Raw genomic sequence first — 24197 nt, 5'->3', positions numbered from 1 at the left:
AATTGGTCGAACAGGTGTGGAAGAGGTTAATCACATCAGCCTTGAGGCTCCAGCGGTGGCCGGACCGGCGGGCGGTGTCGGTGAGAAGCACGGACCGCCGGTGGCCGACATCGTCGACGAGGTGGAGCGCCTCGGCCCGCGCGATGTCGTCCTGGTCGGCCACAGCTACTCGGGCATCCCGGTCGGCCAGGCCGCCGTACGCATCGGTGACCGGCTGGACCGGGCCGTCTTCGTGGACGCCGGCGTCCCCGCCGACGGCGAGTCCTTCGTCTCGGCCCGGTGGCAGGGCCCGGCCGCGATGGAGGCCGAGCTCGCGGGCAACGCGGGTTACTGGGCGCCGCCGGCCGCGGCCGACTTCGAGGGCCGGGGGCTCACGGACGAGCAGACCGCACGGATCATGGCCGACGCGACGCCGCACCCGGGCGCCTCGCTGAGAGATCCCGCCGTGCTCGGACGCCCGCTCGACGACCTCCCGGCCACCTACATCAAGTGCCTGCCCGACGGACCGGAGCCGAGCGACGACGTGGCCCGGCAGCGCCTGCCGTCCCTCCGCCACGAACAGTCGATCAGTACGCGCGCTCCCGCACCGTTCCGGGCTGAAATGGACGGGTGACCGCGCCCCCGGACGACTGCCTCGCGCGCAACGAATGGATCTGCGGCGCCTACCTGAGCAGCCGCCGGCACATCCTCTGGGAGGCCGTGCTCCAGCACCTCCAGCTGACCGTGATCGCCGTGCTCATCGGCCTGGCACTCGCCCTCCCGCTCGCCCTCGCCGCCCGCCGCTGGCGCTGGGCGGCGGGTCCGGTGCTCGGGGTCACCACCGTCCTGTACACCGTGCCGTCCCTCGCGATGTTCTCGCTCCTGCTGCCGGTGTACGGACTCTCCGCCGCGCTCGTCGTCGCGGGCCTCGTCCTGTACTCCCTCACCCTCCTCGTACGGAACATCCTGGCCGGACTCAGAGCCGTACCGGAGGAGACCCGGCAGGCGGCCCGAGGCATGGGATACGGCCCCGTACGGCTGCTCCTCGCCGTGGAACTGCCCCTCGCCCTGCCCGCCGCCATGGCGGGCCTGCGCATCGCCACCGTCTCCGCGGTCTCCCTGGTCACCATCGGCGCGGTCGTCGGCTACGGCGGACTCGGCAACCTCATCTACTCCGGGATGAACACCTACTTCAAGGCCCAGGTGCTCACCGCGTCCGTCCTCTGCGTCGTCATCGCCGTCGCCGCCGACCTGCTGCTCCTCCTCGTGCAGCGCCTGCTGACCCCCTGGACCCGGAGGCAGTCGTGAACACCCTCTCCAAGGCCTGGTCCTGGCTCACGACCTCCGCGCACTGGTACGGCGACGACGGCATCTGGACCCGGCTCGGCCAGCACCTCTACCTCACCGTCGTCTGCCTGCTGATCAGCTGTCTCATCGCGCTGCCCGTCGCCCTGGTCCTCGGCCACCTCGGCAAGGGCGGCGCCCTCGCCGTCAACATCTCCAACGTCGGCCGGGCCGTCCCCACCTTCGCCGTCCTGGTGCTCCTCCTGCTCACCCCGGTCGGCCGGTTCGGAGAAGGGCCGACCATCGTCGCCCTCGTCCTGTTCGCCGTACCGCCCCTGCTCACCAACGCCTACGTCGGCATGCGGGAGGTCGACCAGGACGTGGTGCGGGCGGCCCGGGGCATGGGGATGACCGGCAGGCAGCTGCTGTTCCAGGTCGAGGTGCCGCTCGCTCTGCCGCTCATCCTCACCGGCGTACGGATCGCGGCCGTGCAGCTCGTCGCCACCGCCACCATCGCCGCGCTGGCGGGCGGCGGTGGCCTGGGCCGGATCATCACCGCCGGTTTCAACCTCGCCTCCACCGCCCAGGTCGTCGCCGGCGCCGTCCTGGTGGCCGTGTTCGCCCTGATCGTCGAAGGGCTCTTCGAGCTGGCGCAGCGGCTCGCGCCCGACTGGGTCCGCGACGGGAACACCGGATGAGGGCCCGCCGCACACTCCCCGCGATCCTGCTTCTCGCGCTGCCGGTGACCGCCTGCACCACCGGACCGGCGCTGGAGAACCAGGGCGAAGTCACCGCACCGCCCGGCGACAGCAGACACCTCACCATCGGCTCCGCGGGCTTCACCGAGAGCGATCTGCTCGCCCAGATGTACGCCCTGCTGCTCGACCGGGCCGGATACTCCACGAAGATCATCTCCGTCACCAACCGGGAGATCTACGAACCGGCGCTGGAGAGCGGCCAGATCGACGTCGTACCGGAGTACGCCGCCACGTTCGCCGACTGGCTGAACGCCAAGAAGAACGGCGCCGACGCCGCCCCCGTCGGCTCCCCGGACCTCGCCGCCACCATGAAGGCCCTGCGCGCCCTGGCCGCACCGCGCGGCCTCACCGTCCTGGACCCCGGACGCGCCGTCGACCAGAACGCCTTCGCCGTCACCTCCGCGTACGCGCGGAAGTACCACCTGAAATCGCTGAGCGACCTGGGCAAATCGGGGCTGCCGGTCCGGCTGGCGGCGGGTGACGAATGCGTGCAGCGCCCGTACTGCGCACCCGGCCTGAAGAAGACGTACGGCATCGACATCACCGCCGTGGACCCCAAGGGTGTCGGTACCACCCCGGCCAAGCAGGCGGTCCAGAGCGGCCGGGACCAGATGGTGCTGACCACCACGACGGACGCCACCCTGGACCAATTCGGACTCGTCCTGCTCGCGGACGACAAGCACCTGCAGAACGCCGACTACCTCGTCCCCGTCGTCAACCGGTCCCGGGCGGGCAGCGAGGGCGTGCGCACGGCGCTGGGCAGGCTCAACACCGTACTGACCACCGCGGACCTGGCCCGGCTGAACGAGCAGGTCGACAGCTGGCGACGGCTCCCGGAGGACGTGGCCCGCGGCTATCTGCGGTCCGAGCACCTCATTCCGGCCGGCTGAGCACGGCCGGGCCCGACCGATGAGTTCACTCCTCCGGTGGAGTCATCCTGTTGAACCCCACAGCTGAGAAGGCGGAGCGATGAGCACCCTGCGCGAAGTACTCGAAACGCATGTCCGTCACGGCTCTGTGCCGGGCGCGGTGGGGCTGGTCGCCCGAGGCGAACGCATCGAGGTGGCGGCGGCCGGTTCCGCCTTCACGGACGGCGGCGCGCCGATGGCCCGCGACTCGATCTTCCGGATCGCCTCGATCACCAAGCCGCTCACCGCGGCCGCCGCCATGATGCTGATCGAGGACGGCCGGATCGCGGCCTCGGACCCGGTCGGGCGGTGGCTGCCCGAACTGGAGTCACCGAAGGTCGTACGCACCCCGGCCAGCCCGGTCGACGACGTGGTCCCGGCCGCCCGGCCGATCACCGTGCTCGACCTGCTCACCTTCCGCGCCGGGTACGGATTCCCGTCCGACTTCTCGCTGCCCGCCGCCGCACCCCTGTTCAGCGAGTTGCACCAGGGCTCGCCGGAGCCGGGGGGCGTCGCCGCCCCCGACGAGTGGATGGCCGCGCTGGCCCGCATCCCGATGCTCCACCAGCCAGGCGAGGCGTGGCTGTACAACACCTGCTCCGACATCCTCGGCGTCCTGATCGCCAGGGCCTCCGGCCGGTCGCTGCCGGAGTTCATGGCGGAGCGGCTGTTCGAACCGCTAGGAATGACCGACACCGGCTTCGCCGTCCCGGCGGACCGGCTCGACCGGTTCACCGGCTACTACCGGGCCGGCGCGGACGGAGCCCTGGAACTGCTGGACGCCCCTGACGGCCAGTGGAGCAGCATGCCGGAGTTCCCGTCCGGGGCAGGCGGGCTCGTCTCGACCGTCGACGACTGGTACGCGTTCGCCCGGATGCTGCTCGACGAGGGGGCCGTCGGCAGCCGCAGCCTATTGACGGCCGAATCGGTGCGGCAGATGACGACCGACCACCTGACCCCTGCTCAGCGTGCGGCCAGCGGGCTGTTCACGGAGGGGCAGGGCTGGGGGTTCGGCGGTGCGGTCGACGTCGAGACGCTCGATTCCTGGAACGTGCCGGGGCGCTACGGCTGGGTCGGTGGCACCGGCACGACGGCGCACATCATCCCGTCCACCGGCACGGTCGCCGTCATGCTCAGCCAGGTCGCGATGGCGGGCCCCACCCCACCGGTCATGATGCGTGACTTCTGGCAGCACGCGGCGGGCCCTCACTAGAGTCGCCTGCATGCCTGATCACGCCTACCTCTCCGCTGTCCGGGAGTCGTACGACACCGTCGCCTGCGCCTACTTCGAACGGGTCAGGCCTCCGGAGGAGCTCGATCCGCTGTCACGGGGCATGCTGAACGTCTTCGCGGAGACGGTGCGAACGGCCGGTCTCGGGCCTGTCGCCGACCTGGGCTGCGGGCCCGGCAGAGTCGCGGCCTACCTCGCCGCGCGGCAAGTGGACATATTCGGGCTGGACCTGTCGCCCGCCATGGTCGAGCTGGCCCGCGCCGCCCATCCGGATCTGCGTTTCGGCGTCGGCTCGATGACCGCGCTCCCGGTCCGGGACGGCGGACTCGGCGGCATCCTGGCCTACTACTCCACCCACCACACGCCACCGGCGCTGCTGCCCGTGGTGTTCGGTGAGTTCCGCCGCACCCTCGCGCCGGGCGGCTGCCTGATGCTGGCCGGCCACGTGGGGTCCGGCCAGCACTTCCGTCCCACCCGGGCGTACGGCGATCACCCCGTCTCCTACGAGTCGTACCTGCTGCCGCCCGACCGGATCGCTGAGCTCCTGAAGCAGGCCGGATTCGCCCTCACCGCGCGGCTGGTGGAGGAACCCGGCGAAGGGGCTGAGCGGACCTTCGCCACCTTTCTCGCCCGCAGGCCCGAGCAGCCCTGAGAACCGCATCCGCCCGGCGGTCCTGATCACCTTCATGTCAGAGGGCTCTGGCAGCATCACGGTCATGACCGACATCGATGACCTCGTACAACGCGTCGCCGTCCGCGCCGCGTCGGACAACGAGGGCCTTCCCGCGCCTGTTGACGATGCGCTGATAGCGCGGGCCGAGGCCCAACTGGGCTTCTCGCTGCATCCCCTGCTCGCGCGTCTGTACCGCGAGGTCGCCGACGGCGGCTTCGGGCCCGAGTACCGGCTGCTGCCGCTGATCGGTCCGGACAGGCCGGACGCCGGTGTCGTCGGCGAATACCTGACCCGGCGTGAGGAATCCGTCGGAGTGGAGCACCCGGAGTGGCCAGAAGGGGTCGTACCGGTCCTGACCTGGGGCTGTGCCATGTACGCGGGGGTCGACTGTCTCAGTGAGGACGGTCAGGTCCTGCTCTTCGAACCGAACGCGTACGGCGGCGGATCGTGGGAGCACTGCTGGTTCCTCGACTCCGCCGGTCTCGCGGAGTGGCTGGAGACGTGGCTCGCGGGGACGGGCTGGTTCGAGGAAGACGCCTGTGAAAGGGACGACTGGGCCGAACCCGGGCTGTGGGAAGAGGCCGGAAGCCGACTGTCCGCCGGAGTGTAGACGGGGCGGGAGCCGGGGGGCCGCGTACGCGTCAGGCGTCCGACACCGAGTCGAAGTCGACCTCGTCGCGTCCCACGCCCTGCGCGTCCGCGTCCACGGAGCGGCGCAGCGCCTCGTGCAGCTTCGCCGGGGTCAGCACGCCGAGGAACCGGGCCCCGTCCAGCACCGCGACCCAGCCGGCGTCGTGCTGGAGCATCTCGCTGAACGCCTGCTTCAACGGGGCACCGACCGGCACCCACGCGTCCATCCGGCGGGCGAGCTCGCCCACCGTGCCGTGCTCCCCGGCGATGCCCAGCGCGTCCGCCGCCACCCAGCCGTGCAGTTCGCCCTCGCCGTTCAGGACCACGGCCCACCGCGAGCCCGCCGCGCCGAGCCGGGCCGCCGCCACCCGGGCCGGCTCGTCGAGGCGGGCGACCGGGGGCTCCTCCAGGTCCTCCGGTTCGATGGTGGTGACCGAGAGCCGCTTGAGGCCCCGGTCGGCACCGACGAACCGGGCCACGTAAGGGGTCGCGGGGGACCCGAGCACCGCCCCCGGGCTGTCGTACTGCTCGATGCGGCCCTCCCCGTACACCGCGATGCGGTCACCCATCCGCACGGCCTCCTCGATGTCGTGGGTGACCATCAGGACCGTCTTCCTGACCGTTGCCTGGAGGCTCAGGAACTCGTTCTGCAGCCGCTCCCGCACCACCGGGTCCACCGCGCCGAACGGTTCGTCCATCAGCAGCACCGGCGGATCGGCGGCCAGCGCGCGTGCCACGCCGACCCGCTGGCGCTGGCCGCCGGAGAGCTGGGCGGGGTACCGGGAGCCGTACGTCGCCGGGTCGAGGCCGACCAGATCCAGCAGTTCGGCCGCCCGCTCCCGCGCCCTGGACCGCTTCCAGCCGACCAGGGCCGGGACCGTGGCGGTGTTGTCGAGGACCGTGCGGTGCGGGAAGAGGCCGACCTGCTGGATGACGTAGCCGATCCCGCGCCGCAGCTTCACCGGGTCGAGAGTCGAGATGTCCTCGCCGTTCACCAGGATCCGCCCCGAGGTCGGCTCGATCAGCCGGTTGACCATCATCATCGTGGTGGTCTTGCCGCAGCCGGACGGGCCGACCAGGGTGACGAGCTCGCCCTCGCGGACTTCGAAGGACAGTTCGTGCACCGCCGTCGTGCCGTCCGGATAGACCTTGCCGACCTGCTCGAACCGGATCATGACTGCACGTTAGGAGGCGGCCGGGACCGCCGCACACGGGCCGGGACTGTCCGGGTCACCCGGGTGTGCTGAACTGTCCGGGAAACATCGGATTCAGGAGCACCCTTGAACAGCTACCGTCAGCCCGGCGTCGTCCTCACCGACCGCCACTTCACCGTGCCGCTCGACCACACCGACCCCGGCGGTGAGCAGATCGAGATCTTCGGCCGGGAGGTGGTGGCGGGTTCCAGGGCCGCGGAGGAGCTGCCGTGGCTGCTGTACCTGGAGGGCGGGCCCGGCTTCGGCGCCCGCCGTTTCACCGGCACGGAGGCCTGGCTGGGCCGCGCGGTGCGGGAGTTCCGGGTGCTGCTCCTGGACCAGCGCGGCACCGGCCTGTCCACCCCGGCCAACCGGCAGACGCTGCCGCTGCGCGGCGGCCCGCGCGAGCAGGCCGACTACCTGACGCACTTCCGGTCCGACAGCATCGTGCGGGACTGCGAGCTGATCCGCCCGCAGCTGACCGGCGGCGCGCCCTGGACGGTGCTGGGCCAGTCCTTCGGCGGCTTCTGCGCCGTGCGCTACCTCTCCGCCGCGCCGGAGGGGCTCAGCACCGTCCTGATCACCGGCGGTCTGCCCTCGCTCGACGCCCACGCGGACGACGTCTACCGGGCCGCGTACCCGAGGATCGAGCGGAAGAACGCCGCGCACTACGCCCGCTACCCGCAGGACGTCGAGCGCGCCCGCGAGATCACCGCTCACCTCGCGGAGCACCAGCCCGAGAGCGCCGGACACCGGCTGACGCCCGAGGGGTTCCAGTCCCTCGGCATCATGCTCGGCGGCGGCAGCGGCAGCCACCAGCTCCACTACCTGCTGGAGAACGCCTTCGTCCGTACCCCTCACGGCACCGAGCTCTCGGACGCCTTCCAGGAGGCCGTGCGCACGGCCTGCTCGCTCGCCGGGCACCCGCTGTACGCGCTCCTGCACGAGCCGATCTACGGCCAGGGCGGACGCCCCACCGGCTGGGCGGCCGAGCGGGTGCGCGCCGAGTTCCCGCAGTTCGACGCGGCGGCCGCGCTCCGGGGCGACGGCCCGGTCCTGTTCACCGGCGAGAGCATCCACCCCTGGCACTTCGACGTGGACCCGGCCCTGCGCCCGCTGCGCGAGACGGCCGAACTGCTCGCCACCCGCGCCGACTGGGAGCCGCTGTACGACGCGGAGCGGCTGGCCGCCAACGAGGTACCGGTGGCCGCCGCCGTCTACCACGACGACATGTACGTGGACACGGCCCACGCGCTGCGTACCGCCGCCTCGATCCGAGGGCTGCGCACCTGGGTGACCGACGAGTACGAGCACGACGGATTGCGCGCGGGCGGCCCGAAGGTCCTGGACCGGCTGCTCGCCCTGGTCCGCGACGAGGTCTGAGACGGGGACGTGGCCTGAGACCGGGATGGTGTACGGCGGCGACAACCGCCGGCCCGCCACGGAGCCCGGCCCGCGACCGGGCCGGGCGGGTCAGCCCTGGAGGGCGTCCAGCGTCGCGTCCAGGCTCGCCGCCGCCCGAGGGTCACGGTTGTACGGGAGGCGGGACAGGACCGCCGCCATGCCGCACGTGTCGGTCACCGCGGAGTACACGAGACCGGCGCCGATACCGGCGGACAGCCACCGCGCGGCCGGATACCTGACCCCCGCCAGCAGACCGGCCACCACCAGCGAACCGGCGGCGAGCCGCACCTGCCGCTCCATCGGCCAGCCGGACCGGGAGCCGGCGGGGCGGTCCAGGTCGCGGCCCTCGCCCTCCCAGGCGGAGGTGCCGCCGGTCAGCGTGGCGGCGTCGATGTCGGCGGCCGAGAGGATGTCGCAGGCCCGGGTGGAGCGGACCCCGGAGGCGCAGACGACGAGCAGTGCGCCGCGTGCGGAGGCGGACTTGAGCGCGGGGACGGCCTCGGAGAGGCGGTCGAGCGGGATGTTCAGGGCGCCGGGAACGTGCCCGGAGGCGTACTCGCCGGGACCCCGCACATCGATGACGGTGAACTCCGTGAGGCGGGCCGCGGCCTGGGCTGGGGAGAGCGATACGGGGCTGGTCACGAGCGGTGTTTCCTTTCGTTCACCGAGCGGGGCGGGTTCTCGTTCTCTACTGCCCCGGACGGGCCAGGGTACCCGTCGGGGTATCCGAAGCCGTGGTGAACGAAGTCCGGGCGGATTCGTACGGGCTCCGGTCAGTCGGTGCCGAACTCCATGGCGGCGCGGTCGAGCATCTGGTCGTCGTCGCCCTCGGCGCTGTCGCGGGAGGCGATGACCTCGGCGCCGCCCTGCGGCATCGCGCCGATCAGGCCGGTCGAAGCCGCCTGGGCGGCGCCGATCAGCTTGGCGTGCGTGTTGCCGACGATGCCGAGATCGGCGTACTGCTCCAGCTTGGCGCGGGAGTCGGCGATGTCGAGGTTGCGCATGGTGAGCTGGCCGATCCGGTCCACCGGGCCGAACGCGGAGTTGTCGGTGCGCTCCATGGACAGCTTGTCCGGGTGGTAGCTGAACGCCGGACCGGAGGTGTTCATGATCGAGTAGTCCTCGCCGCGCCGCAGCCGCAGCGTCACCTCTCCGGTGACCGCCGCGCCGACCCAGCGCTGGAGGGACTCGCGGATCATCAGCGCCTGCGGGTCGAGCCAGCGGCCCTCGTACATGAGACGGCCCAGGCGCCGGCCCTCGTTGTGGTACTGCGCGACGGTGTCCTCGTTGTGGATCGCGTTGACCAGCCGCTCGTAGGCGGCGTGCAGCAGGGCCAGGGCCGGCGCCTCGTAGATGCCTCGGCTCTTGGCCTCGATGACCCGGTTCTCGATCTGGTCGGACATGCCCATGCCGTGGCGGCCGCCGATGGCGTTCGCCTCCATCACCAGGTCGACGGCGGAGGCGAACTCCTTGCCGTTGATCGTCACCGGGCGGCCCTGGTCGAAGCCGATCGTGACGTCCTCCGTGGCGATCTCGACCGCCGGGTCCCAGAACCGCACACCCATGATCGGGTCGACGGTCTCCACGCCCGTGTCGAGGTGCTCCAGGGTCTTGGCCTCGTGGGTGGCGCCCCAGATGTTGGCGTCGGTGGAGTACGCCTTCTCGGTGCTGTCGCGGTAGGGGAGGCCGTGGGCGAGCAGCCACTCCGACATCTCCTTGCGGCCGCCCAGCTCATGGACGAAGTCCGCGTCGAGCCAGGGCTTGTAGATCCGCAGGTGCGGGTTGGCGAGCAGACCGTAGCGGTAGAACCGCTCGATGTCGTTGCCCTTGAACGTGGAGCCGTCGCCCCAGATCTGTACGTTGTCCTCAAGCATCGCCCGCACCAGCAGGGTGCCGGTGACGGCGCGGCCGAGCGGCGTGGTGTTGAAGTAGGCACGCCCGCCCGAGCGGATGTGGAACGCGCCGCACGTGAGTGCCGCCAGGCCCTCCTCGACCAGCGCCGCACGGCAGTCGACCAGACGCGCGATCTCGGCGCCGTAGGCCGACGCGCGGCCGGGCACCGACGCGATGTCGGGCTCGTCGTACTGGCCGATATCGGCGGTGTAGGTGCACGGGACGGCACCCTTGTCGCGCATCCAGGCGACCGCGACGGAGGTGTCGAGACCACCGGAGAAGGCGATGCCGACGCGCTCGCCGGCCGGCAGGGAGGTAAGAACCTTAGACATAGGAAGAGTATGCGCTATTACGCATGATCATGCAAAGTCGGGTGTTCGTGGACGCGTCGCCGGGGTGCGTCGGCGGGTCCCTGTGCCGATCCGTCTGTGATCGCGGGACAGCCCTTAGCCTGCCGGTATGACCGAGCAGCTGGAATCCATGCCCGTGGACTGGCGGCGCGCGCTCGCCGTCGTGGCGCACCCCGACGACCTGGAGTACGGCTGCGCGGCGGCCGTCGCCGTGTGGACCGACGAAGGACGCGAGGTCGGCTATCTGCTGGCCACCCGGGGCGAGGCCGGCATCGACACCCTCGAACCGGAGGAGTGCGCACCGCTGCGCGAACGGGAGCAGCGCGCGAGCGCGGCGGTCGTCGGGGTCTCCCGGGTGGAGTTCCTGGACCATCGCGACGGGGTGATCGAGTACGGCGTGGAGCTGCGCCGCGACATCGCGGCGGCCATCCGCCGCCACCGGCCCGAGCTGATCGTCACCCTCAACCACCGCGACACCTGGGGCGGCGTCGCCTGGAACACCCCCGACCACCGCGCGGTCGGCCGGGCGGCCCTGGACGCGGCGGGCGACGCGGGCAATCGCTGGATCTTCCCGGAACTGGTCGAGCAGGGGCTCGAACCCTGGGACGGGGTGCGCTGGGTGGCCGTCGCCGGATCGGCCACACCGACGCACGCCGTCGACGTGACGGCCGGACTCGAACGCTCCGTGCGCTCGCTGCTGGCCCACCGCACGTACATCGAGGTGCTCACCGACCAGGACCCGGAGGAGTACTGCCGCACCTTCCTGGCCGGCAACGCGGAGGCGTCGGGCGAGCGGTTCGGCGGCCGGCCCGCCGTGACGTTCGAGCTGTTCGCGCGCTGAGCCGGACGCCCCCTGGCCGCGCCCGGCCGTGCCGCCGTACCCTGTGCCGCACAAAGCTTTCTGACGGTGCGTCAGTTGAGGGCGGGAGGGATGGCAGTGCTCGACATCCTCGATCACGGTATTCCGCAGGGCGAGGAGCGGATCACGCTCCGGATCGAGGACGGCGTGGGTGTGCTGACCCTCTGCCGGCCCGACCGGCTCAACGGCTGGAGCTGGGAGTCCAGCAGGCAGCTCGGCATCATGGCGGACCGGATCAGGTTCGACGGCTCGGTTCGCGCCGTTCTGCTGCGCGGCGAGGGCCGGGCCTTCTGTGCCGGGATCGACGTCACCGCGCCCGGTGGCGACATCACCGGGCGTTCCCCCGCCGAGCGCACCCAGAACTACTACGAGGGCATCCGCTGGGTGCACGAACGCTTCGCCGCGTTCGCCGGGCTCCCGCAGCCGGTGGTCGCCGCTGTCCAGGGCTACTGCCTGGGCTTCGGGTTCGAGCTGGCGCTCATGGCCGATATCCGGATCGCCGCGGAGGACGCCGTGTTCGCGCTCCCGGAGGCCGGTATCGGGGTCGCCGTCGACGCGGGCGGCGACATGCGGATCGCCCGCGAGGCCGGGGCGGGCTGGGCGAAGTACCTCGCGCTCACCGGAGACCGGATCGACGCGGCCACGGCCGAGCGGATCGGGCTGCTCCAGAAGGTCACGCCGCCCGGTGAGCTGGAGGACGCCGCGCGGTCCGCGGCCGACGCCGTGGCGGCCAACGCCCCTCTGGCCGTCCGGCACATCAAGCGCTCGGTCGACGCCTTCGCGGACGCCGGGATGGCCGCCGCGCTCGACCGGACCGCGCTGGCGGCCGCCCACACCCTCACCTCGCAGGACTGCGCGGAGGGCTATGCGGCCAAGGCGGCCCGCCGGCCGCCGCACTTCGAGGGAGGCTGATTCACCGCCCGCCGGGGCCGCGCGGGGCGAACGGGCCACGGCCCAGCTGCTCGCGTACCGGTACCACGGGCGGGGCGACCAGGGAGCGGCGCTGCCAGTTCGCCCCGTCGACCACGAGCGAGTGGCCGGAGACGAAACCGGCGTACGGCGAGGCCAGGAACGTCGCCGCCCAGCCCAGTTCCCGGGGCAGGCCGACCCGTAGAGCGGGCTGCCGCGCGTCGTGCTCGTCGCGCGGACCGGTCACGTGGGGCGCGTCCGGCCCGTCGGGTTCGTTGTGCTGGTTGTTTCCGCTGTGCTCTCTGTGTTCCCTGTGTTCGGGGTCCGCTTCGCCCGCCCGGTTCAGGTGGGCGCGGATGTCGGTGGTCATGTCCTCGTGCGGCATCAGCCCCGGCACCAGGCCGTTGATCCGGATTCCGTACGGACCCCACTCCACGGCCAGCGTCTCGACCAGGTTCTTGACCCCGGCCTTGGCGGCGGCCGAGTGGGCGTAGCCGGGGCCGCCGGTCCAGGCGTACGAGGCGCCGACGCTGACGATCGAGCCCGGCGTGCCGGCCGCGAGGTGGCGCCGCCCGAACTCGCGGGTCATGAACCAGGTGCCGGTCAGCGTGATGTCGAGGACCGCCCGCCAGGCATTGGGCGACAAGTCCTCTGCGGGGGAGGGGAAGTTGGCGGCCGCGTTGTTGATCAGTACCTCCGGCAGCCCCAGCCGGGCCTCGGCCGCGTCGAACACCGCCGCGATCCGGTCGGGGTCGCGGATGTCGGCCGGTACGGTCATGACCCGGCCGCCGGTCAGGGGGGCCAGCTCGTCGCGGGCGGCGGCCAGCCGTTCCGCGTTCCGGCCGACCAGCACCAGATCCGCGCCGAGCCGGGCGAATTCGGCGGCGATCGCCTTGCCGAGTCCCGAGCCGCCGCCGGTCACCAGCACCACGACGCCGTCGTAGGTGCCGGGTGGTAACGCGCTGGCGCCCAGTGGGGGAGGAGCGGCGAATCCGGGGGTGTGCATGGGCTCTGTCATGGCGCATAAGTACCGCGTCCGAAGGCAAAACTCCAGGTCCACGCAGTGATGTTGTCCAGACCATTGACATGTAAGCGCCAGGATGTTGAATTCAGTCCAGTTGTGTTGCGCGACTCTGATGACTTGAGTGATCAATGGAGGATCTGTGACGCCTCGCCCACCCCGTCTCACCGCCACGGCCGCAGCGGCGGCCCTGCTCGTCGGCGGCCTGCTGGCCGCCGGGCCGTCCGCACAGGCAGCCGGCCCCACCGCAACCGACACTCCGACGAAGGCCCAGGACAGCCCGGGGACCCCCACGATCACCCCGACCCCGCAGTCGGTGAAGAGCCGGTCCGACCGCGTCACCATCACTCCCACCGTCACCGTGGTGGCCGGCGGCACGGCCGACGAGTCCTCGCTCGCCGTGGTCGAGACCGCCCTGAAACGGGCCGGTGCGCAGCACGTCGTCCGGAGCCCCCGGGCCTCCGCGAGCGGGCTCACCGTCCACGTCGGTGACGCGGGCGCGCTCGCCGCCCAGAAGCTCGAAGGCACCGACGGGCTGCCCGCCGACGGCTACGTCCTCGGTATCGGCGCGGACCGCATCGTCCTCGCGGGCAAGGACGCCACCGGCACGTACTACGCCGCACAGAGCCTGCGCCAGATCCTGCCGCACCAGCGGGGGCCGGGCGCCAGGGTCGGCGGACTCGCGGTGCGCGACTGGCCGGGCACCGCGCTGCGCGGCGTCATCGAGGGGTTCTACGGCACCCCCTGGTCGCAGAAGGCCCGGCTCGACCAGCTGGACTACTACGGCGAGCACAAGATGAACATCTACGTGTACTCGCCCAAGGACGACGCCTACCTCCGAGAGAAATGGCGCGACGCCTACCCGGCCGACCAGCTGGCCCAGATCAAGGAGCTCGCCGACCGGGCGGGCCGGCGGCACGTCGAGTTCACCTACGCGCTCTCTCCCGGACTGTCGGTCTGTTACAGCTCGGACGCCGACGTCAAGGCCCTCGTCGACAAGTTCCAGACGATCTGGGACATCGGCGTACGGACGTTCGCGGTGCCGCTGGACGACATCAGCTACACCGACTGGAACTGCGACGCGGACAAGGAGAAGTGGGGGACAGGCGGCGGTGCGGCGGGGGCCGCGCAGGCGTACCTGCTGAACCGGGTCAACAAGGAGTTCATCGCCACCCACCCCGGTGCGCAGCCGCTCCAGATGGTCCCCACCGAGTACTACAACATCAGCGAATCGGCCTACAAGACGGCCCTCTCCGAGCAGCTCGACCCGGATGTGCTCGTCGAGTGGACCGGCGTCGGAGTCGTCGCGCCGACCATGACGGTCGCTCAGGCCGACACCGCCCGGAAGGTGTTCGGGCACCCGATCCTGACCTGGGACAACTACCCGGTGAACGACTACGCGACCGACCGGCTGCTCCTCGGCCCGTTCAACGGACGCGAGAAGGGGCTCCCGGGCAGGCTCGCGGGCATCACCGCCAACCCGATGATCCAGCCGTACGCCTCGAAGCTCTCGCTGTACACCGTCGCGGACTACTCCTGGAACGACGCCGCCTACGACCCGCGCACCTCGTGGGGCAAGGGGCTCAAGGAGTACGCGGGAGGCGACACCCGCACCGAGCAGGCGCTGCGCGCCTTCGCCGACGTCAACTACAGCTCCGCGCTCAACACCGACAAGGCGCCGGAACTCGCGGCGGAGGTCGCGCGCTTCTGGAAGTCCGGCGACGCGAAGCGGCTCACCACCGTGCTCGGAAACCTCGGCGCGGCCCCCGCCCGGCTGCGCGCGGCACTTCCGGACCGGGGTTTCGTCGAGGACTCCGGTCCCTGGCTGGACGCCACCGAGTCCTGGGCGACCGCGTCCCGTACCGCCCTGCGCATGGTGGAGGCGGCCCGTGCCGGGAACGGCGCACAGGCCTGGGACCTCCGGCAGCAGTTGCCCGCGCAGGTCGAGCACGCCAAGTCCTTCGTGTACACCGGCCTCGGCGGCGGCAAGGTGCCCGTCCACGTCGGTGACGGGGTGCTGGACGGGTTCGTCGACGCGGCCACCGCGGAGTACGACCGGATCCTCGGCGTGAGCGGCCGGCCCAGCGCCTCGACGAGCCTCGGCACGTACCAGAGCAACACCGCGGCCCGGATGCTCGACGGTGACGACTCCACGTACTTCTGGAGCGACGGGGCGCCCGCCGTGGACGATCAGCTCACCGTCGACCTGGGCGAGTCCAGGGACATCGGCGACATCACGCTCGCCATGGGCAAGCCCGGCAGCGCCGACGACTACCTGCACGACGGGGTGCTGGAGTACTCGGCCGACGGCAAGAGCTGGCAGTCGCTCACCGCCTTCTCCGGGAAGCCGGACGTCGCCGTGACCGCGCCCGCCGGTACGAAGGCCCGTTATGTACGGGCGCGGGCGACCGCGGCCCAGACCAGCTGGGTCGTCGTCCGTGAGTTCCACGTCGCGACCACGGACGGCGCGGTCACCGGCAACCCGCCCGCCGCCACCGGCTCCGCCATGGACTCGGCGGCCGACGGGGACCCCGGCACGGTCTACCGCGCCGCACGGGCCCCGCAGGCCGGCGAGTCCCTTGAGGTGGGGCTCGGCAGCGCGCGTGCGGTCGGCTCGGTCACGGTCCTGCGGCCGGCCGGCGCCAAGGGCGCGGCGGACATCCAGCTGCGGAACGCGGACGGCGACTGGGAGACCGTCGGCAGGCTCGGCGGTGCGTACACCCGCATCGACGCGCACGGCCGGACCGCCGACGCGGTGCGGCTGACCTGGCGCAAGGGCGCGGAGGCGCCGCGGATCGCGGAGGTGGTGGCGGGCAGGTAGCGGCCCGCCCGAAGTGCGCCCGGCGCCCCCGCAGCACCGCGGGCGGGGCCGGGCGCACAGCCGTGTCACGGCCGATCCCGCGCGGACGGTCCTTCGGGCCCCGGCCGAAACGGTCACCCGCTGGTTGTTCCCAGAGGGGCAAGCGACCGCTTAGTATGCGCCGGAGCAGTGGTAATGCCGACAGTGTTGTGGAGGCCCCTCATGCAGGCATGGCGAGTGCACCGGAACGGCGAGCCGAGCGAGGTGATGCGGCTGGAAGAGACGGACCGGCCCACGCCCGGCGACGGGCAGGTGCTCGTCGAGGTGCTCGCGGCGAACATCAACTTCCCCGACGCGCTGCTCTGCCGGGGCCAGTACCAGGTCAGGCCCCCGCTGCCGTTCACGCCCGGCGTGGAGATCTGCGGCAGGACAGAGGACGGGCGCCGGGTGCTCGCCACCCCCGCGCTGCCACACGGCGGCTTCGCCCAGTACGTCGTCGCGGACGAGGCGGCCCTGCTGCCCGCCCCCGAGGCGCTGGACGACGCCGAAGCCGCCGCGCTGCACATCGGCTACCAGACCGGCTGGTTCGGGCTGCACCGCCGGGCGCACCTGAAGGCGGGGGAGACCCTGCTCGTGCACGCCGCCGCGGGCGGGGTCGGCAGCGCCGCCGTCCAGCTCGGCAAGGCCGCCGGGGCCACCGTCATCGGCGTCGTCGGCGGACCCGAGAAGGCGAAGACCGCCACCGCGCTCGGATGCGACCTGGTCATCGACCGGCGCACCGATGACATCGTCGCCGCCGTCAAGGACGCGACCGCCGGACGCGGTGCCGACGTCGTCTACGACCCGGTCGGCGGCGACGCGTACGCCAAGTCCGTGAAGTGCGTCGCCTTCGAGGGACGGATCGTCGTCGTCGGCTTCGCCAGCGGCGTGATCCCCACCCCGGGGCTCAACCACGCGCTCGTGAAGAACTATTCGGTCCTCGGCCTCCACTGGGGCCTGTACAACACGAAGGACCCGCAGGCGGTCCGCGACTGCCACCGGGAACTGACCCGGCTCGCCTCGGAGGGCGTCATCAAACCCCTGATCAGCGAGCGTGTCGCGATGGACGGGGCGGCGGCCGCCGTCCAGCGTGTCGCCGACGGCACCAGCACCGGCCGCATCGTCGTCCTCCCGTCGGGAGCCGCCCGATGACCGCGCCCGACGCCGCCGGACTGCGCCGCCGCACCCGCGAACTGCTCGCCGCCCACCCTCCGGCCACCACGGACCGCACCGACTTCCTCAAGGCACGCTTCGACGCCGGACTCGCCTGGGTGCACTACCCGGCCGGACTCGGCGGCCTGGACGCACCTCGCTCCCTCCAGACCGTCGTCGACGCCGAACTCGCCGCCGCCGGCGCCCCGGACAACGATCCGCGCCGCATCGGTATCGGCCTCGGCATGGCCGCCCCCACCGTCCTCGGCTTCGGCACCGACGAGCAGAAGCGGCGCTTCCTGCGCCCGCTGTGGGTCGGCGAGGAGGTGTGGTGCCAGCTCTTCAGCGAACCCGGCGCCGGCTCCGACCTGGCCGCCCTCTCCACCCGCGCCGTCCGCGACGGGGAGGACTGGGTGGTCGACGGGCAGAAGGTCTGGACGTCCAGCGCCCACCTGGCCCGCTGGGCGATCCTCATCGCCCGTACCGATCCCGACGTGCCCAAGCACCGCGGCATCAGCTACTTCGTCTGCGATATGACCGACCCGGGTGTCGAGGTCCGGCCGCTGCGGCAGATCACCGGCGAGGCCGAGTTCAACGAGGTCTTCCTCACCGGGGTCCGCATCCCCGACAGCCACCGGCTCGGCCCGGTCGGTGAGGGCTGGAAGGTCGCGCAGACGACGCTCATGAACGAGCGTGTCTCCATCGGCGGAGCGCGCATCCCGCGCGAGGGCGGCATGATCGGACCCGTCGCCGCGACCTGGCGCGAACGCCCCGAGCTGCGCACCCACGATCTGCACCAGCGCCTACTGACCCTCTGGGTGGAGGCGGAGGTCGCCCGGCTGGCGGGTGAACGTCTGCGCCAGCAGCTCGTCGCCGGACAGCCGGGCCCCGAGGGCTCCGGGATGAAACTCGCCTTCGCCCGGCTCAACCAGGAGATCAGCGGACTCGAAGTCGAACTCCTCGGCGACGAAGGGCTGTTGTACAGCGACTGGACGATGCGCCGCCCGGAGCTCGTCGACTTCACCGGACGCGACGCCGGGTACCGCTACCTCCGCTCGAAGGGCAACTCCATCGAGGGCGGCACGAGCGAGGTACTGCTCAACATCGTCGCCGAACGCGTGCTCGGCCTGCCCGCAGAGCCGCGCAACGACAAGGACGTCGCCTGGAAGGACCTGTCCCGATGACCGCACGGACCGAAGACAGCACCGAAGCGAGCACGGAAGAGACCCAGGCGCCCGACCTGCTGTACTCGGAGGCCGAGGAGGATCTGCGCGCCGCCGTCCGCTCACTCCTGGACGCCCGGTGCGACGCGCCGGGCGTGATCGCCCGCACCGAGTCCGCCACGCCGTACGACCCGGAGCTGTGGAAGGCGCTCGCCACCGGCATCGGCGCCGCCGGACTCCTGGTGCCGGAGAAGCTCGGCGGTCAGGGGGCCGGGCACCGCGAGGCCGCCGTGGTCATGGAGGAACTCGGCCGCAGGGTCGCCCCGGTGCCGTACCTGACCAGCTCCGTCGTCGCCACCCGGACACTGCTCGCGCTCGGCGGCCAGGACGGGCCGGTGGCCGCGCTGCTGACCGACCTGGCCACGGGCCGCAGGACAGCCGTGCTCGCCGTACCGTTCTCCGCCGCGCCGGGGAACGCCGCGCCGGACACCGGCACCCCGCTCGCCGCCCTCGACGGCACGCTCGGCCCGATCGCGGACGCGGCCGCCGCCGACGTCCTGCTGGTGCCCACCGCCGACGGCCTGTACGCGGTCGACGCGGACGCTCCGGGCGTCGCCGTCGAGCCGCTCGTCGCGCTCGACCTGACCCGCCCGCTCGCGACCGTCACCCTGAGCGGCGCCACCGGAACCCGCCTCGCGGACACCGGGGCCGCCCGGGAAGCGGTGCGCGCGGGACTGCTCTCCGGAGCCGGGCTCCTCGCCTCCGAGCAGCTCGGGATCGCCGAGTGGTGCCTGACCGAGACGGTCGGGTACACCCGTGAGCGCCACCAGTTCAACCGCCCCGTCGGCTCGTTCCAGTCGCTCAAGCACCGCATGGCACAGCTCTGGCTGGAGGTCGTCTCGGCGCGGGCGGCGGCGCGCAACGCCGCGGACGCGCTGGCCACCGGCAGCCCCGACGCGCCGCTGGCGGTGGCCGTCGCGCAGGCGTACTGCTCCAAGGTCGCCGTCCACGCGGCGGAGGAATGCGTCCAGCTGCACGGCGGTATCGGGATGACCTGGGAGCACCCGGCGCACCTGTATCTGAAGCGCGCCAAGGCCGACTCGATCGCGTACGGCACGGCGGGCGGCCACCGGGGGACCGTCGCGGAACTGATGGAGCTGCCCGCGCCCTGACACCCCTGGGCGGCCCCCGGCGGGACCGGCCGGCCGGGGGCCGCCGGGGCCCTGCCCGTGGCCGCCCAGCCGTACCCGTTTGGCGGACACGCCAGTGCGCCGGATGGCTCCTCCGCTACGCCAAACTGGCCGCCGAATGCCGCAATTCAGGCGCGGCGGAGGAGGTTGGCCATGGCCATTTCGATCTCACTGGTGCTGCTTCTGCTGATCCTTGCGGTGATCTTCCTCCGCAACGGCGGACTGAAGATCTCACACGCGCTGGTCTGCGGACTGCTGGGGTTCTTCCTCGCGGGGACGAGCATGGCGCCCACCATTCAGGAGGGCCTCACGGCCACCGCCGATGTCGTGAGCAGCATCAGGCCCTGACCCCGCCGCCGGTCCGGTGGCTCCGCCCGGCCGGGCCGGGCCGCCGGACAGCGCCCCGAGCGCCTCGGCCAGCCGGTCCCGCGCCTCGGTCTGGGCGGCGATCCGCGCTTCGAGGACCGCGAGCCGCTCGCGGGCGATCCGCAGCCCCCGCGGGGAGGGCGGGGAGGCGGCGACATCGCCGTCCAGGCAGGGCAGGAACGCCCGCACGTCGTCCAGCGTGAGCCCGGCGGCCAGCAGGTGGCGGATGTTCCGGACCCGGACGACCGTGCGCGCCTCGTACACGCGGTATCCGTTGGCGGCCCGCCGCGACGTGATCAGCCCGGCCTGCTCGTAGTGGCGCAGCGCACGCGCGGTCGCCCCGGTGACCGTGGCCAGTTCGCCGATCAGCACGCCCACCACCTCCCCGTTCACTCTTATCACGCGACCACCGCACCGCCGTCCACCGGGAGAACCGCACCGGTGATGAACGAGGCGTCGGGGGAGGCGAGATACGTGATCGAGCGCGCCACTTCCTCCGGAGTGCCGCGCCGGCGCATCGGTGTGTGGGCCAGCTGCCATTCCCGCAGCGCCGCCAACTGCTCGGGCGTCAGCCCCTGGTGCTTGCCGATCGGGGTGCCGATCGCGCCGGGCGCGACCGCGACGACGCGGATGCCGCGCGGTGCGAGCTCGACCGCCCAGGTGCGGGTGAACAGCTCCATGGCCACCTTGGTCGCCGCGTAGACGGAGCCGCCCGGCCAACCCCGCTGCCCGATCGACGTGCTGATGTTCACTATGACGCCGCCGGAGGCCTCCAGCAGCGGCAGCGCGGCCCGGGAGAGCAGGAGGGGCGCGACCAGGTTGGTGGCGATCTGCGGCTCGATGATCTCGGGGGTCACGGCGTCGAGCGCGGCGCTGCGGACCACGGCGGCGTTGTTGACCAGTACATCGAGCCGCCCGTACGTCTCCTGCGCGGTACGGACGATCCGCTCGGGCTCGCCGGGGCCGGTGATGTCGGCCACCAGCGGCACGACGCGGTCGTGCCCGGCGGCGGTCTCCTCCAGGGGGCCGGGGCGCCGCCCGATGACGAGCACGGTGGCCCCCTCGGCGGCGAAGGCGTGGGCGGTGGCGCGGCCGATGCCGGTCCCGGCTCCGGTGATGGCGACGACCCGGTCGACGGAGGATGCGGAAGGTGCTGAGCTGCTGTTCATGCGGCAATCGTTCAACCCTGCCGCCAATGGCAAGGTCAAGCGGTGGCACGGAAACGCTCATGTACGGTCCCGTACAGACCCATGCGTACAGCAACATTGATGTTTCAGTCGGTTGCTTACCTTGTGCGGCTGTTCGCGGGCCCAGGGCATTCGGGTATGAAACGGTCCGGTGGGGTGCGCGGCAGCGCGTACCGTATCCCCGTCCGGCACGGCAACGGCTGCCGGGCGCCGCACCGAGCCGGGACCCGGAGAACGCAGCCATGTCATTGCCCCCACTCGGACGCGAACCGGGCGCCGTGCACCACGAACACTGCCGCAGCAGCCGCTGCTGCCGTTGCCAGCAGCGGCCCTGGGCGACGGTCGTCGGCTTCGAACGGCTCTGCGGACTGTGCGCCTCCTGCTGCCGGGAGTGCGGCCGGGCGCCCGCCCCGCACCTGGACGGGCTCGACCACGGACTGTGCGGCGACTGCCGGGGTCTCTGCAACCGCTGCCGCACCCCGCTGACCACGGACGGGGACTGCCAGTGCCGGAAGTGGCAGCGGCCGGGCGCCGACCCGGTCGGCTACCTCCTGCACGTGCTTCCGCAGCCGCTGATGAGGGAGTTCGGTCCCTGCTATCCGGCCGAACTCATCGAGATGATCCACCGGGAGCTCGGCCGGCGCAGCCCGGACCAGCTCCTGGACCGGGTGGAGCGCCGGTGGAACGCGCGCTGGGCCCACACCCTCCAGGAGAAGGACGAGGACGGCGGGCGCCGCTGGCCGCCCCTGGAGATCGCCCGGCACCTGCTCGGCCCGTCCTTCTGCGAGGACCCGCGGTGCGAGGACGGCCGGCTGATCCACACCGACACCGCGTGCCCTCGGTGCGGCGTGGGGGCGCACCGGTTCGTGCCCGCCCAGGCCGACCGCAGGGCGACCTCGGAGCGGGCCAGGAGCACGGCCGCCGAGATCCGGCGCGAGCTGCTCGACCGCAGGACCGGCGCGCGGCGCGGAGCGGGCGGACAGCGCGGGGGCGGCGGGGGATCCGGCAACATTGCACGGCCGTGAAGCGTCGATGAAACACGGCGCATCTCCATGGACACCTCAAGGGCCTCGGCCTAGCGTCGGGCGGCGGCGCGACCCCCGTCCCGACCGAGGAGTCCGATGTCCCCGCTGTTCCCGTTGTCCAGAAGTGGGCCGGCCCGTGCGCCGGCCCTTACCCTTGCCCTCTGCGTCATCGCGCTCATGGTCGCGGGCTCACCGGCCGCGGCGGGTGAGATCCCCCGCGCACCCGGACACCGCCTGGTGAGCGACTACAAGGGCGCGCCCGCCACGGCTTCGCCCGTACCCGGGCAGGCTCCGCCGCAGCACCCCTTCCTCGCCCCGAACGGCCGCAGCGGCATGCACGCCGATGCGGCGGGCAGCGGCACCCACCCGTACTCGGGGCCGCTCGGCCGCGATCCCCGGGTCAGCAGCGAACAGATCGCCCCGCTCGGCGGCGAGTGCGCCACCGCCACCTTCGACGCGGCGGGCCGGCTGATCACGGTGTGCGGCACGTTCACCGGGTTCCTGCTCAAACTGCTCGACCCGCGCACGCTCGACACCCTCGCCGAGTACGCGCTGCCGCAGCGGTCCTCGACCGTCGAGGCCATCACCCGGCTCGACTTCTCGAAGATCTTCAAGGACACCTCGGGCGGCGCCTATTTCTACCTCGACGACCAGGACCGGGTGGTCCTCGCCGACTCCCGCCAGCACATCCGGCGCATCGCCCACGAACAGGCCCCCGACGGCAGTTGGCGCTTCGTCGTCGACGACGACTGGGACCTCACCGGACAGGTGCCGCACGACTGCGTCAGCTGGACCAACCTCTACCCCGGCGGAACGTGCGATCCCGTCACCTCCGTCATGCCCGACTGGCAGGGCCGCATCTGGTGGGTGACCCGGCTCGGCAGGGTCGGCACCGTCGACCCGCGGACCTCCGCGATCCGCTCCGTACAGCTCGCGGGGGAGGAGATCCAGAACTCGTTCTCCGTAGCGGAGGACGGCGTATCAATCGTCACGGACCACGCCCTCTACAGCTTCGCCGCCTCGGCCGACGGCACGCCCACGGTCCAGTGGCGGCAGACCTACGACCGGGGGACCGGCACCAAACCCGGCTCCGTGAACCAGGGTTCGGGCACCACCCCGGACCTGTTCGGTGACGGCGACGACTACGTGGCCATCACCGACAACGCCGACGACCGGATGAATGTCCTCGTCTACCGGCGCGGCCTCGGCGTGCCCGACGGCCAACGCCTCGTCTGCGAGGTCCCGGTCTTCGGCTCCGGAGCCTCCACCACCGACAACTCCATGATCAGCTGGGGCAACAGCCTCGTCGTCGAAAACAACTACGGCTACGAGAACCTCACCTCGCTGCTGCTCGGCCGCAGCGTCGTCGGCGGAGCCGCCCGCATCGACGTACGGCCCGACGGCAGCGGCTGCGACACGGTGTGGGAGAGCGACGTCCGCTCGCCCTCCACCGTGCCCAAACTGTCCACCGCGAACGGTCTGCTCTACTTCTACGAGAAGCAGCCCAACAGCCTCGGCATCGACGCCTGGTACCTCACCGCGGTCGACTTCCGCACCGGACAGCGTCGTTGGACCAAGCTCACCGGCACGGGCCCCTCCTACGACAACAACTGGGCGCCCGTCACGATCGGTCCGGACGGCACCGCGTACGTCGGTGTGTTCAACGGCATCGTGGCGGTGCGCGACGCCGGCTGAATCCCCGCAGGGGGTGCCCGGTTCCCGGTCAGCCGCCCACCAGCCGCGACCGGATCAGGAACCGCACCCCCTCCGGGGCCTCCAGCGAGAAGCCGCTGCCCCGGCCCTCCACCACATCCACGATCAGCCGGGTGTGCGCCCACACCTGCGACTGGCTCCGCGACATCCAGAACGGAATGCGCTCCGCCACCCCGTCGACCTCAAGAGAGGCGAGCAGTACGTCGGAGCCGCCGGTACGGAACTCACCGTCCTGGTAACACATCGGCGCGCTGCCGTCGCAGCAGCCGCCCGACTGATGGAACATCAACGGTCCGTGCAGCCCGCGCAGCCGCCGCAGCAGATCGGCGGCCGCCGGCGTGAGCTCCACCGGCGGCGCGTCCTCGGCGCTCATGGCCGCACCCTCTCGCATCGGTTCACGGATCGGCCTCCCTCCGGGCACCGCGCGGATCGCGGTACGCGCATGGCCTCCATGCAACCCGGCCGGACGT

Annotated in this window: 23 protein-coding genes and 1 pseudogene; 17 read left to right on the top strand and 7 right to left on the bottom strand. The window is 72.1% G+C overall.

Features of this window, described 5'->3' with window-relative positions; all coding sequences use genetic code 11:
- The first annotated feature begins 55 nt into the window (after nt 1–55).
- From ACFVQ0_RS01690 to ACFVQ0_RS01660, 7 genes are all read left to right on the top strand, one after another.
- Nucleotides 56–613, top strand: coding sequence for an alpha/beta fold hydrolase (locus ACFVQ0_RS01690; protein WP_390083502.1), 558 nt, complete (start codon nt 56–58; stop codon nt 611–613).
- Nucleotides 610–1287, top strand: coding sequence for an ABC transporter permease (locus tag ACFVQ0_RS01685; protein ID WP_390083500.1), 678 nt, complete (start codon nt 610–612; stop codon nt 1285–1287). Before ACFVQ0_RS01690 ends, ACFVQ0_RS01685 begins: the two co-directional genes overlap by 4 nt.
- Nucleotides 1284–1961: an ABC transporter permease gene (locus tag ACFVQ0_RS01680; protein ID WP_311301657.1), complete on the top strand. Its 678-nt coding sequence runs from the start codon at nt 1284–1286 to the stop codon at nt 1959–1961. Before ACFVQ0_RS01685 ends, ACFVQ0_RS01680 begins: the two co-directional genes overlap by 4 nt.
- Nucleotides 1958–2911 carry an ABC transporter substrate-binding protein gene (locus tag ACFVQ0_RS01675; RefSeq protein ID WP_390083498.1) on the top strand — a complete coding sequence of 318 codons (954 nt, stop codon included), beginning with the start codon at nt 1958–1960 and terminating at the stop codon, nt 2909–2911. The genes ACFVQ0_RS01680 and ACFVQ0_RS01675 overlap by 4 nt, the downstream gene beginning before the upstream one ends.
- Nucleotides 2912–2990: 79 nt before the next feature.
- Complete coding sequence (locus ACFVQ0_RS01670; RefSeq protein WP_390083496.1) at nt 2991–4142, top strand: serine hydrolase domain-containing protein; 1152 nt, start codon at nt 2991–2993, stop codon at nt 4140–4142.
- A gap of 10 nt (nt 4143–4152) precedes the next feature.
- Nucleotides 4153–4812 carry a class I SAM-dependent methyltransferase gene (locus ACFVQ0_RS01665; protein ID WP_390083494.1) on the top strand — a complete coding sequence of 220 codons (660 nt, stop codon included), beginning with the start codon at nt 4153–4155 and terminating at the stop codon, nt 4810–4812.
- Between the two features lie 64 nt (nt 4813–4876).
- Nucleotides 4877–5443 carry an SMI1/KNR4 family protein gene (locus ACFVQ0_RS01660; RefSeq protein ID WP_390083492.1) on the top strand — a complete coding sequence of 189 codons (567 nt, stop codon included), beginning with the start codon at nt 4877–4879 and terminating at the stop codon, nt 5441–5443.
- A 31-nt stretch (nt 5444–5474) separates the two neighbouring features.
- Here ACFVQ0_RS01660 and ACFVQ0_RS01655 read toward each other — a convergent pair whose 3' ends face one another.
- Nucleotides 5475–6638 (bottom strand): ABC transporter ATP-binding protein, encoded by a 1164-nt coding sequence (locus ACFVQ0_RS01655; protein ID WP_390083490.1) that lies wholly within the window; start codon nt 6636–6638, stop codon nt 5475–5477.
- A 105-nt stretch (nt 6639–6743) separates the two neighbouring features.
- Here ACFVQ0_RS01655 and ACFVQ0_RS01650 point away from each other — a divergent pair, with 105 nt between their 5' ends.
- Nucleotides 6744–8039 carry an alpha/beta fold hydrolase gene (locus ACFVQ0_RS01650; RefSeq protein WP_390083488.1) on the top strand — a complete coding sequence of 432 codons (1296 nt, stop codon included), beginning with the start codon at nt 6744–6746 and terminating at the stop codon, nt 8037–8039.
- A 90-nt stretch (nt 8040–8129) separates the two neighbouring features.
- On the opposite strand, the gene ACFVQ0_RS01645 is transcribed toward ACFVQ0_RS01650, so the two are convergent.
- Both ACFVQ0_RS01645 and argG read right to left on the bottom strand, forming a co-directional pair.
- Nucleotides 8130–8702, bottom strand: coding sequence for a rhodanese-like domain-containing protein (locus ACFVQ0_RS01645; protein ID WP_390083486.1), 573 nt, complete (start codon nt 8700–8702; stop codon nt 8130–8132).
- Between the two features lie 131 nt (nt 8703–8833).
- Nucleotides 8834–10285, bottom strand: coding sequence for an argininosuccinate synthase (argG, locus tag ACFVQ0_RS01640; RefSeq protein ID WP_390083484.1), 1452 nt, complete (start codon nt 10283–10285; stop codon nt 8834–8836).
- A gap of 127 nt (nt 10286–10412) precedes the next feature.
- Between argG and ACFVQ0_RS01635 the strand changes: the two genes are divergently transcribed.
- Together ACFVQ0_RS01635 and ACFVQ0_RS01630 are read left to right on the top strand one after the other, a co-directional pair.
- The gene (locus ACFVQ0_RS01635; RefSeq protein WP_390083482.1) at nt 10413–11144 is read left to right on the top strand and encodes a PIG-L deacetylase family protein; all 732 of its coding nucleotides are present in this window, start codon (nt 10413–10415) and stop codon (nt 11142–11144) included.
- 90 nt (nt 11145–11234) lie between these two features.
- Nucleotides 11235–12074 (top strand): enoyl-CoA hydratase/isomerase family protein, encoded by an 840-nt coding sequence (locus ACFVQ0_RS01630; RefSeq protein WP_390083480.1) that lies wholly within the window; start codon nt 11235–11237, stop codon nt 12072–12074.
- 1 nt (nt 12075) lies between these two features.
- Here ACFVQ0_RS01630 and ACFVQ0_RS01625 read toward each other — a convergent pair whose 3' ends face one another.
- Nucleotides 12076–13089: an SDR family oxidoreductase gene (locus ACFVQ0_RS01625; RefSeq protein ID WP_390083478.1), complete on the bottom strand. Its 1014-nt coding sequence runs from the start codon at nt 13087–13089 to the stop codon at nt 12076–12078.
- A gap of 145 nt (nt 13090–13234) precedes the next feature.
- On the opposite strand from ACFVQ0_RS01625, the gene ACFVQ0_RS01620 reads away from it, so the two are divergent.
- From ACFVQ0_RS01620 to ACFVQ0_RS01600, 5 genes are all read left to right on the top strand, one after another.
- Nucleotides 13235–15913 (top strand): beta-N-acetylglucosaminidase domain-containing protein, encoded by a 2679-nt coding sequence (locus ACFVQ0_RS01620; protein WP_390083476.1) that lies wholly within the window; start codon nt 13235–13237, stop codon nt 15911–15913.
- 201 nt (nt 15914–16114) lie between these two features.
- On the top strand, nt 16115–17083 hold the full coding sequence (locus ACFVQ0_RS01615) for an NADPH:quinone oxidoreductase family protein (protein WP_390083475.1): 969 nt from the start codon (nt 16115–16117) through the stop codon (nt 17081–17083).
- Nucleotides 17080–18267, top strand: coding sequence for an acyl-CoA dehydrogenase family protein (locus ACFVQ0_RS01610; RefSeq protein WP_390083473.1), 1188 nt, complete (start codon nt 17080–17082; stop codon nt 18265–18267). Before ACFVQ0_RS01615 ends, ACFVQ0_RS01610 begins: the two co-directional genes overlap by 4 nt.
- The gene (locus ACFVQ0_RS01605) at nt 18264–19418 is read left to right on the top strand and encodes an acyl-CoA dehydrogenase family protein (RefSeq protein ID WP_390083471.1); all 1155 of its coding nucleotides are present in this window, start codon (nt 18264–18266) and stop codon (nt 19416–19418) included. Before ACFVQ0_RS01610 ends, ACFVQ0_RS01605 begins: the two co-directional genes overlap by 4 nt.
- Before the next feature lie 171 nt (nt 19419–19589).
- Nucleotides 19590–19784: a hypothetical protein gene (locus ACFVQ0_RS01600; protein WP_024489726.1), complete on the top strand. Its 195-nt coding sequence runs from the start codon at nt 19590–19592 to the stop codon at nt 19782–19784.
- 48 nt (nt 19785–19832) lie between these two features.
- Here the strand turns inward: ACFVQ0_RS01600 and ACFVQ0_RS01595 are convergent.
- Nucleotides 19833–20174: pseudogene (locus ACFVQ0_RS01595) on the bottom strand (MerR family transcriptional regulator); the annotation flags it as partial.
- Between the two features lie 26 nt (nt 20175–20200).
- The gene (locus ACFVQ0_RS01590; protein ID WP_390083469.1) at nt 20201–20971 is read right to left on the bottom strand and encodes an SDR family NAD(P)-dependent oxidoreductase; all 771 of its coding nucleotides are present in this window, start codon (nt 20969–20971) and stop codon (nt 20201–20203) included.
- A 260-nt stretch (nt 20972–21231) separates the two neighbouring features.
- On the opposite strand from ACFVQ0_RS01590, the gene ACFVQ0_RS01585 reads away from it, so the two are divergent.
- Complete coding sequence (locus ACFVQ0_RS01585; protein WP_390083467.1) at nt 21232–22014, top strand: hypothetical protein; 783 nt, start codon at nt 21232–21234, stop codon at nt 22012–22014.
- 96 nt (nt 22015–22110) lie between these two features.
- Nucleotides 22111–23709 (top strand): hypothetical protein, encoded by a 1599-nt coding sequence (locus ACFVQ0_RS01580; protein ID WP_390083465.1) that lies wholly within the window; start codon nt 22111–22113, stop codon nt 23707–23709.
- Between the two features lie 28 nt (nt 23710–23737).
- Here the strand turns inward: ACFVQ0_RS01580 and ACFVQ0_RS01575 are convergent, their stop codons facing one another.
- Nucleotides 23738–24100 carry a DUF779 domain-containing protein gene (locus tag ACFVQ0_RS01575; protein ID WP_390083463.1) on the bottom strand — a complete coding sequence of 121 codons (363 nt, stop codon included), beginning with the start codon at nt 24098–24100 and terminating at the stop codon, nt 23738–23740.
- Between the last annotated feature and the right edge of the window lie 97 nt (nt 24101–24197).

Source organism: Streptomyces sp. NPDC057900 (assembly GCF_042887885.1).
GTDB lineage: Bacteria > Actinomycetota > Actinomycetes > Streptomycetales > Streptomycetaceae > Streptomyces.
The sequence above is the reverse complement of the archived record's forward strand: the minus strand, read 5'-3'. Positions and strand labels throughout refer to the sequence as shown.

What these genes read in the sequence shown, in the direction of transcription:
- ACFVQ0_RS01675 (WP_390083498.1), top strand. Translation starts at nt 1,958, where the DNA reads ATGAGGGCCCGCCGCACACTCCCCGCGATCCTGCTTCTCGCGCTGCCG.
- ACFVQ0_RS01670 (WP_390083496.1), top strand. Translation starts at nt 2,991, where the DNA reads ATGAGCACCCTGCGCGAAGTACTCGAAACGCATGTCCGTCACGGCTCT.
- ACFVQ0_RS01665 (WP_390083494.1), top strand. Translation starts at nt 4,153, where the DNA reads ATGCCTGATCACGCCTACCTCTCCGCTGTCCGGGAGTCGTACGACACC.
- ACFVQ0_RS01660 (WP_390083492.1), top strand. Translation starts at nt 4,877, where the DNA reads ATGACCGACATCGATGACCTCGTACAACGCGTCGCCGTCCGCGCCGCG.
- ACFVQ0_RS01655 (WP_390083490.1), bottom strand. Translation starts at nt 6,638, where the DNA reads ATGATCCGGTTCGAGCAGGTCGGCAAGGTCTATCCGGACGGCACGACG.
- argG (WP_390083484.1), bottom strand. Translation starts at nt 10,285, where the DNA reads ATGTCTAAGGTTCTTACCTCCCTGCCGGCCGGCGAGCGCGTCGGCATC.
- ACFVQ0_RS01635 (WP_390083482.1), top strand. Translation starts at nt 10,413, where the DNA reads ATGACCGAGCAGCTGGAATCCATGCCCGTGGACTGGCGGCGCGCGCTC.
- ACFVQ0_RS01630 (WP_390083480.1), top strand. Translation starts at nt 11,235, where the DNA reads ATGGCAGTGCTCGACATCCTCGATCACGGTATTCCGCAGGGCGAGGAG.
- ACFVQ0_RS01625 (WP_390083478.1), bottom strand. Translation starts at nt 13,089, where the DNA reads ATGACAGAGCCCATGCACACCCCCGGATTCGCCGCTCCTCCCCCACTG.
- ACFVQ0_RS01615 (WP_390083475.1), top strand. Translation starts at nt 16,115, where the DNA reads ATGCAGGCATGGCGAGTGCACCGGAACGGCGAGCCGAGCGAGGTGATG.
- ACFVQ0_RS01610 (WP_390083473.1), top strand. Translation starts at nt 17,080, where the DNA reads ATGACCGCGCCCGACGCCGCCGGACTGCGCCGCCGCACCCGCGAACTG.
- ACFVQ0_RS01605 (WP_390083471.1), top strand. Translation starts at nt 18,264, where the DNA reads ATGACCGCACGGACCGAAGACAGCACCGAAGCGAGCACGGAAGAGACC.
- ACFVQ0_RS01600 (WP_024489726.1), top strand. Translation starts at nt 19,590, where the DNA reads ATGGCCATTTCGATCTCACTGGTGCTGCTTCTGCTGATCCTTGCGGTG.
- ACFVQ0_RS01590 (WP_390083469.1), bottom strand. Translation starts at nt 20,971, where the DNA reads ATGAACAGCAGCTCAGCACCTTCCGCATCCTCCGTCGACCGGGTCGTC.
- ACFVQ0_RS01585 (WP_390083467.1), top strand. Translation starts at nt 21,232, where the DNA reads ATGTCATTGCCCCCACTCGGACGCGAACCGGGCGCCGTGCACCACGAA.
- ACFVQ0_RS01580 (WP_390083465.1), top strand. Translation starts at nt 22,111, where the DNA reads ATGTCCCCGCTGTTCCCGTTGTCCAGAAGTGGGCCGGCCCGTGCGCCG.
- ACFVQ0_RS01575 (WP_390083463.1), bottom strand. Translation starts at nt 24,100, where the DNA reads ATGAGCGCCGAGGACGCGCCGCCGGTGGAGCTCACGCCGGCGGCCGCC.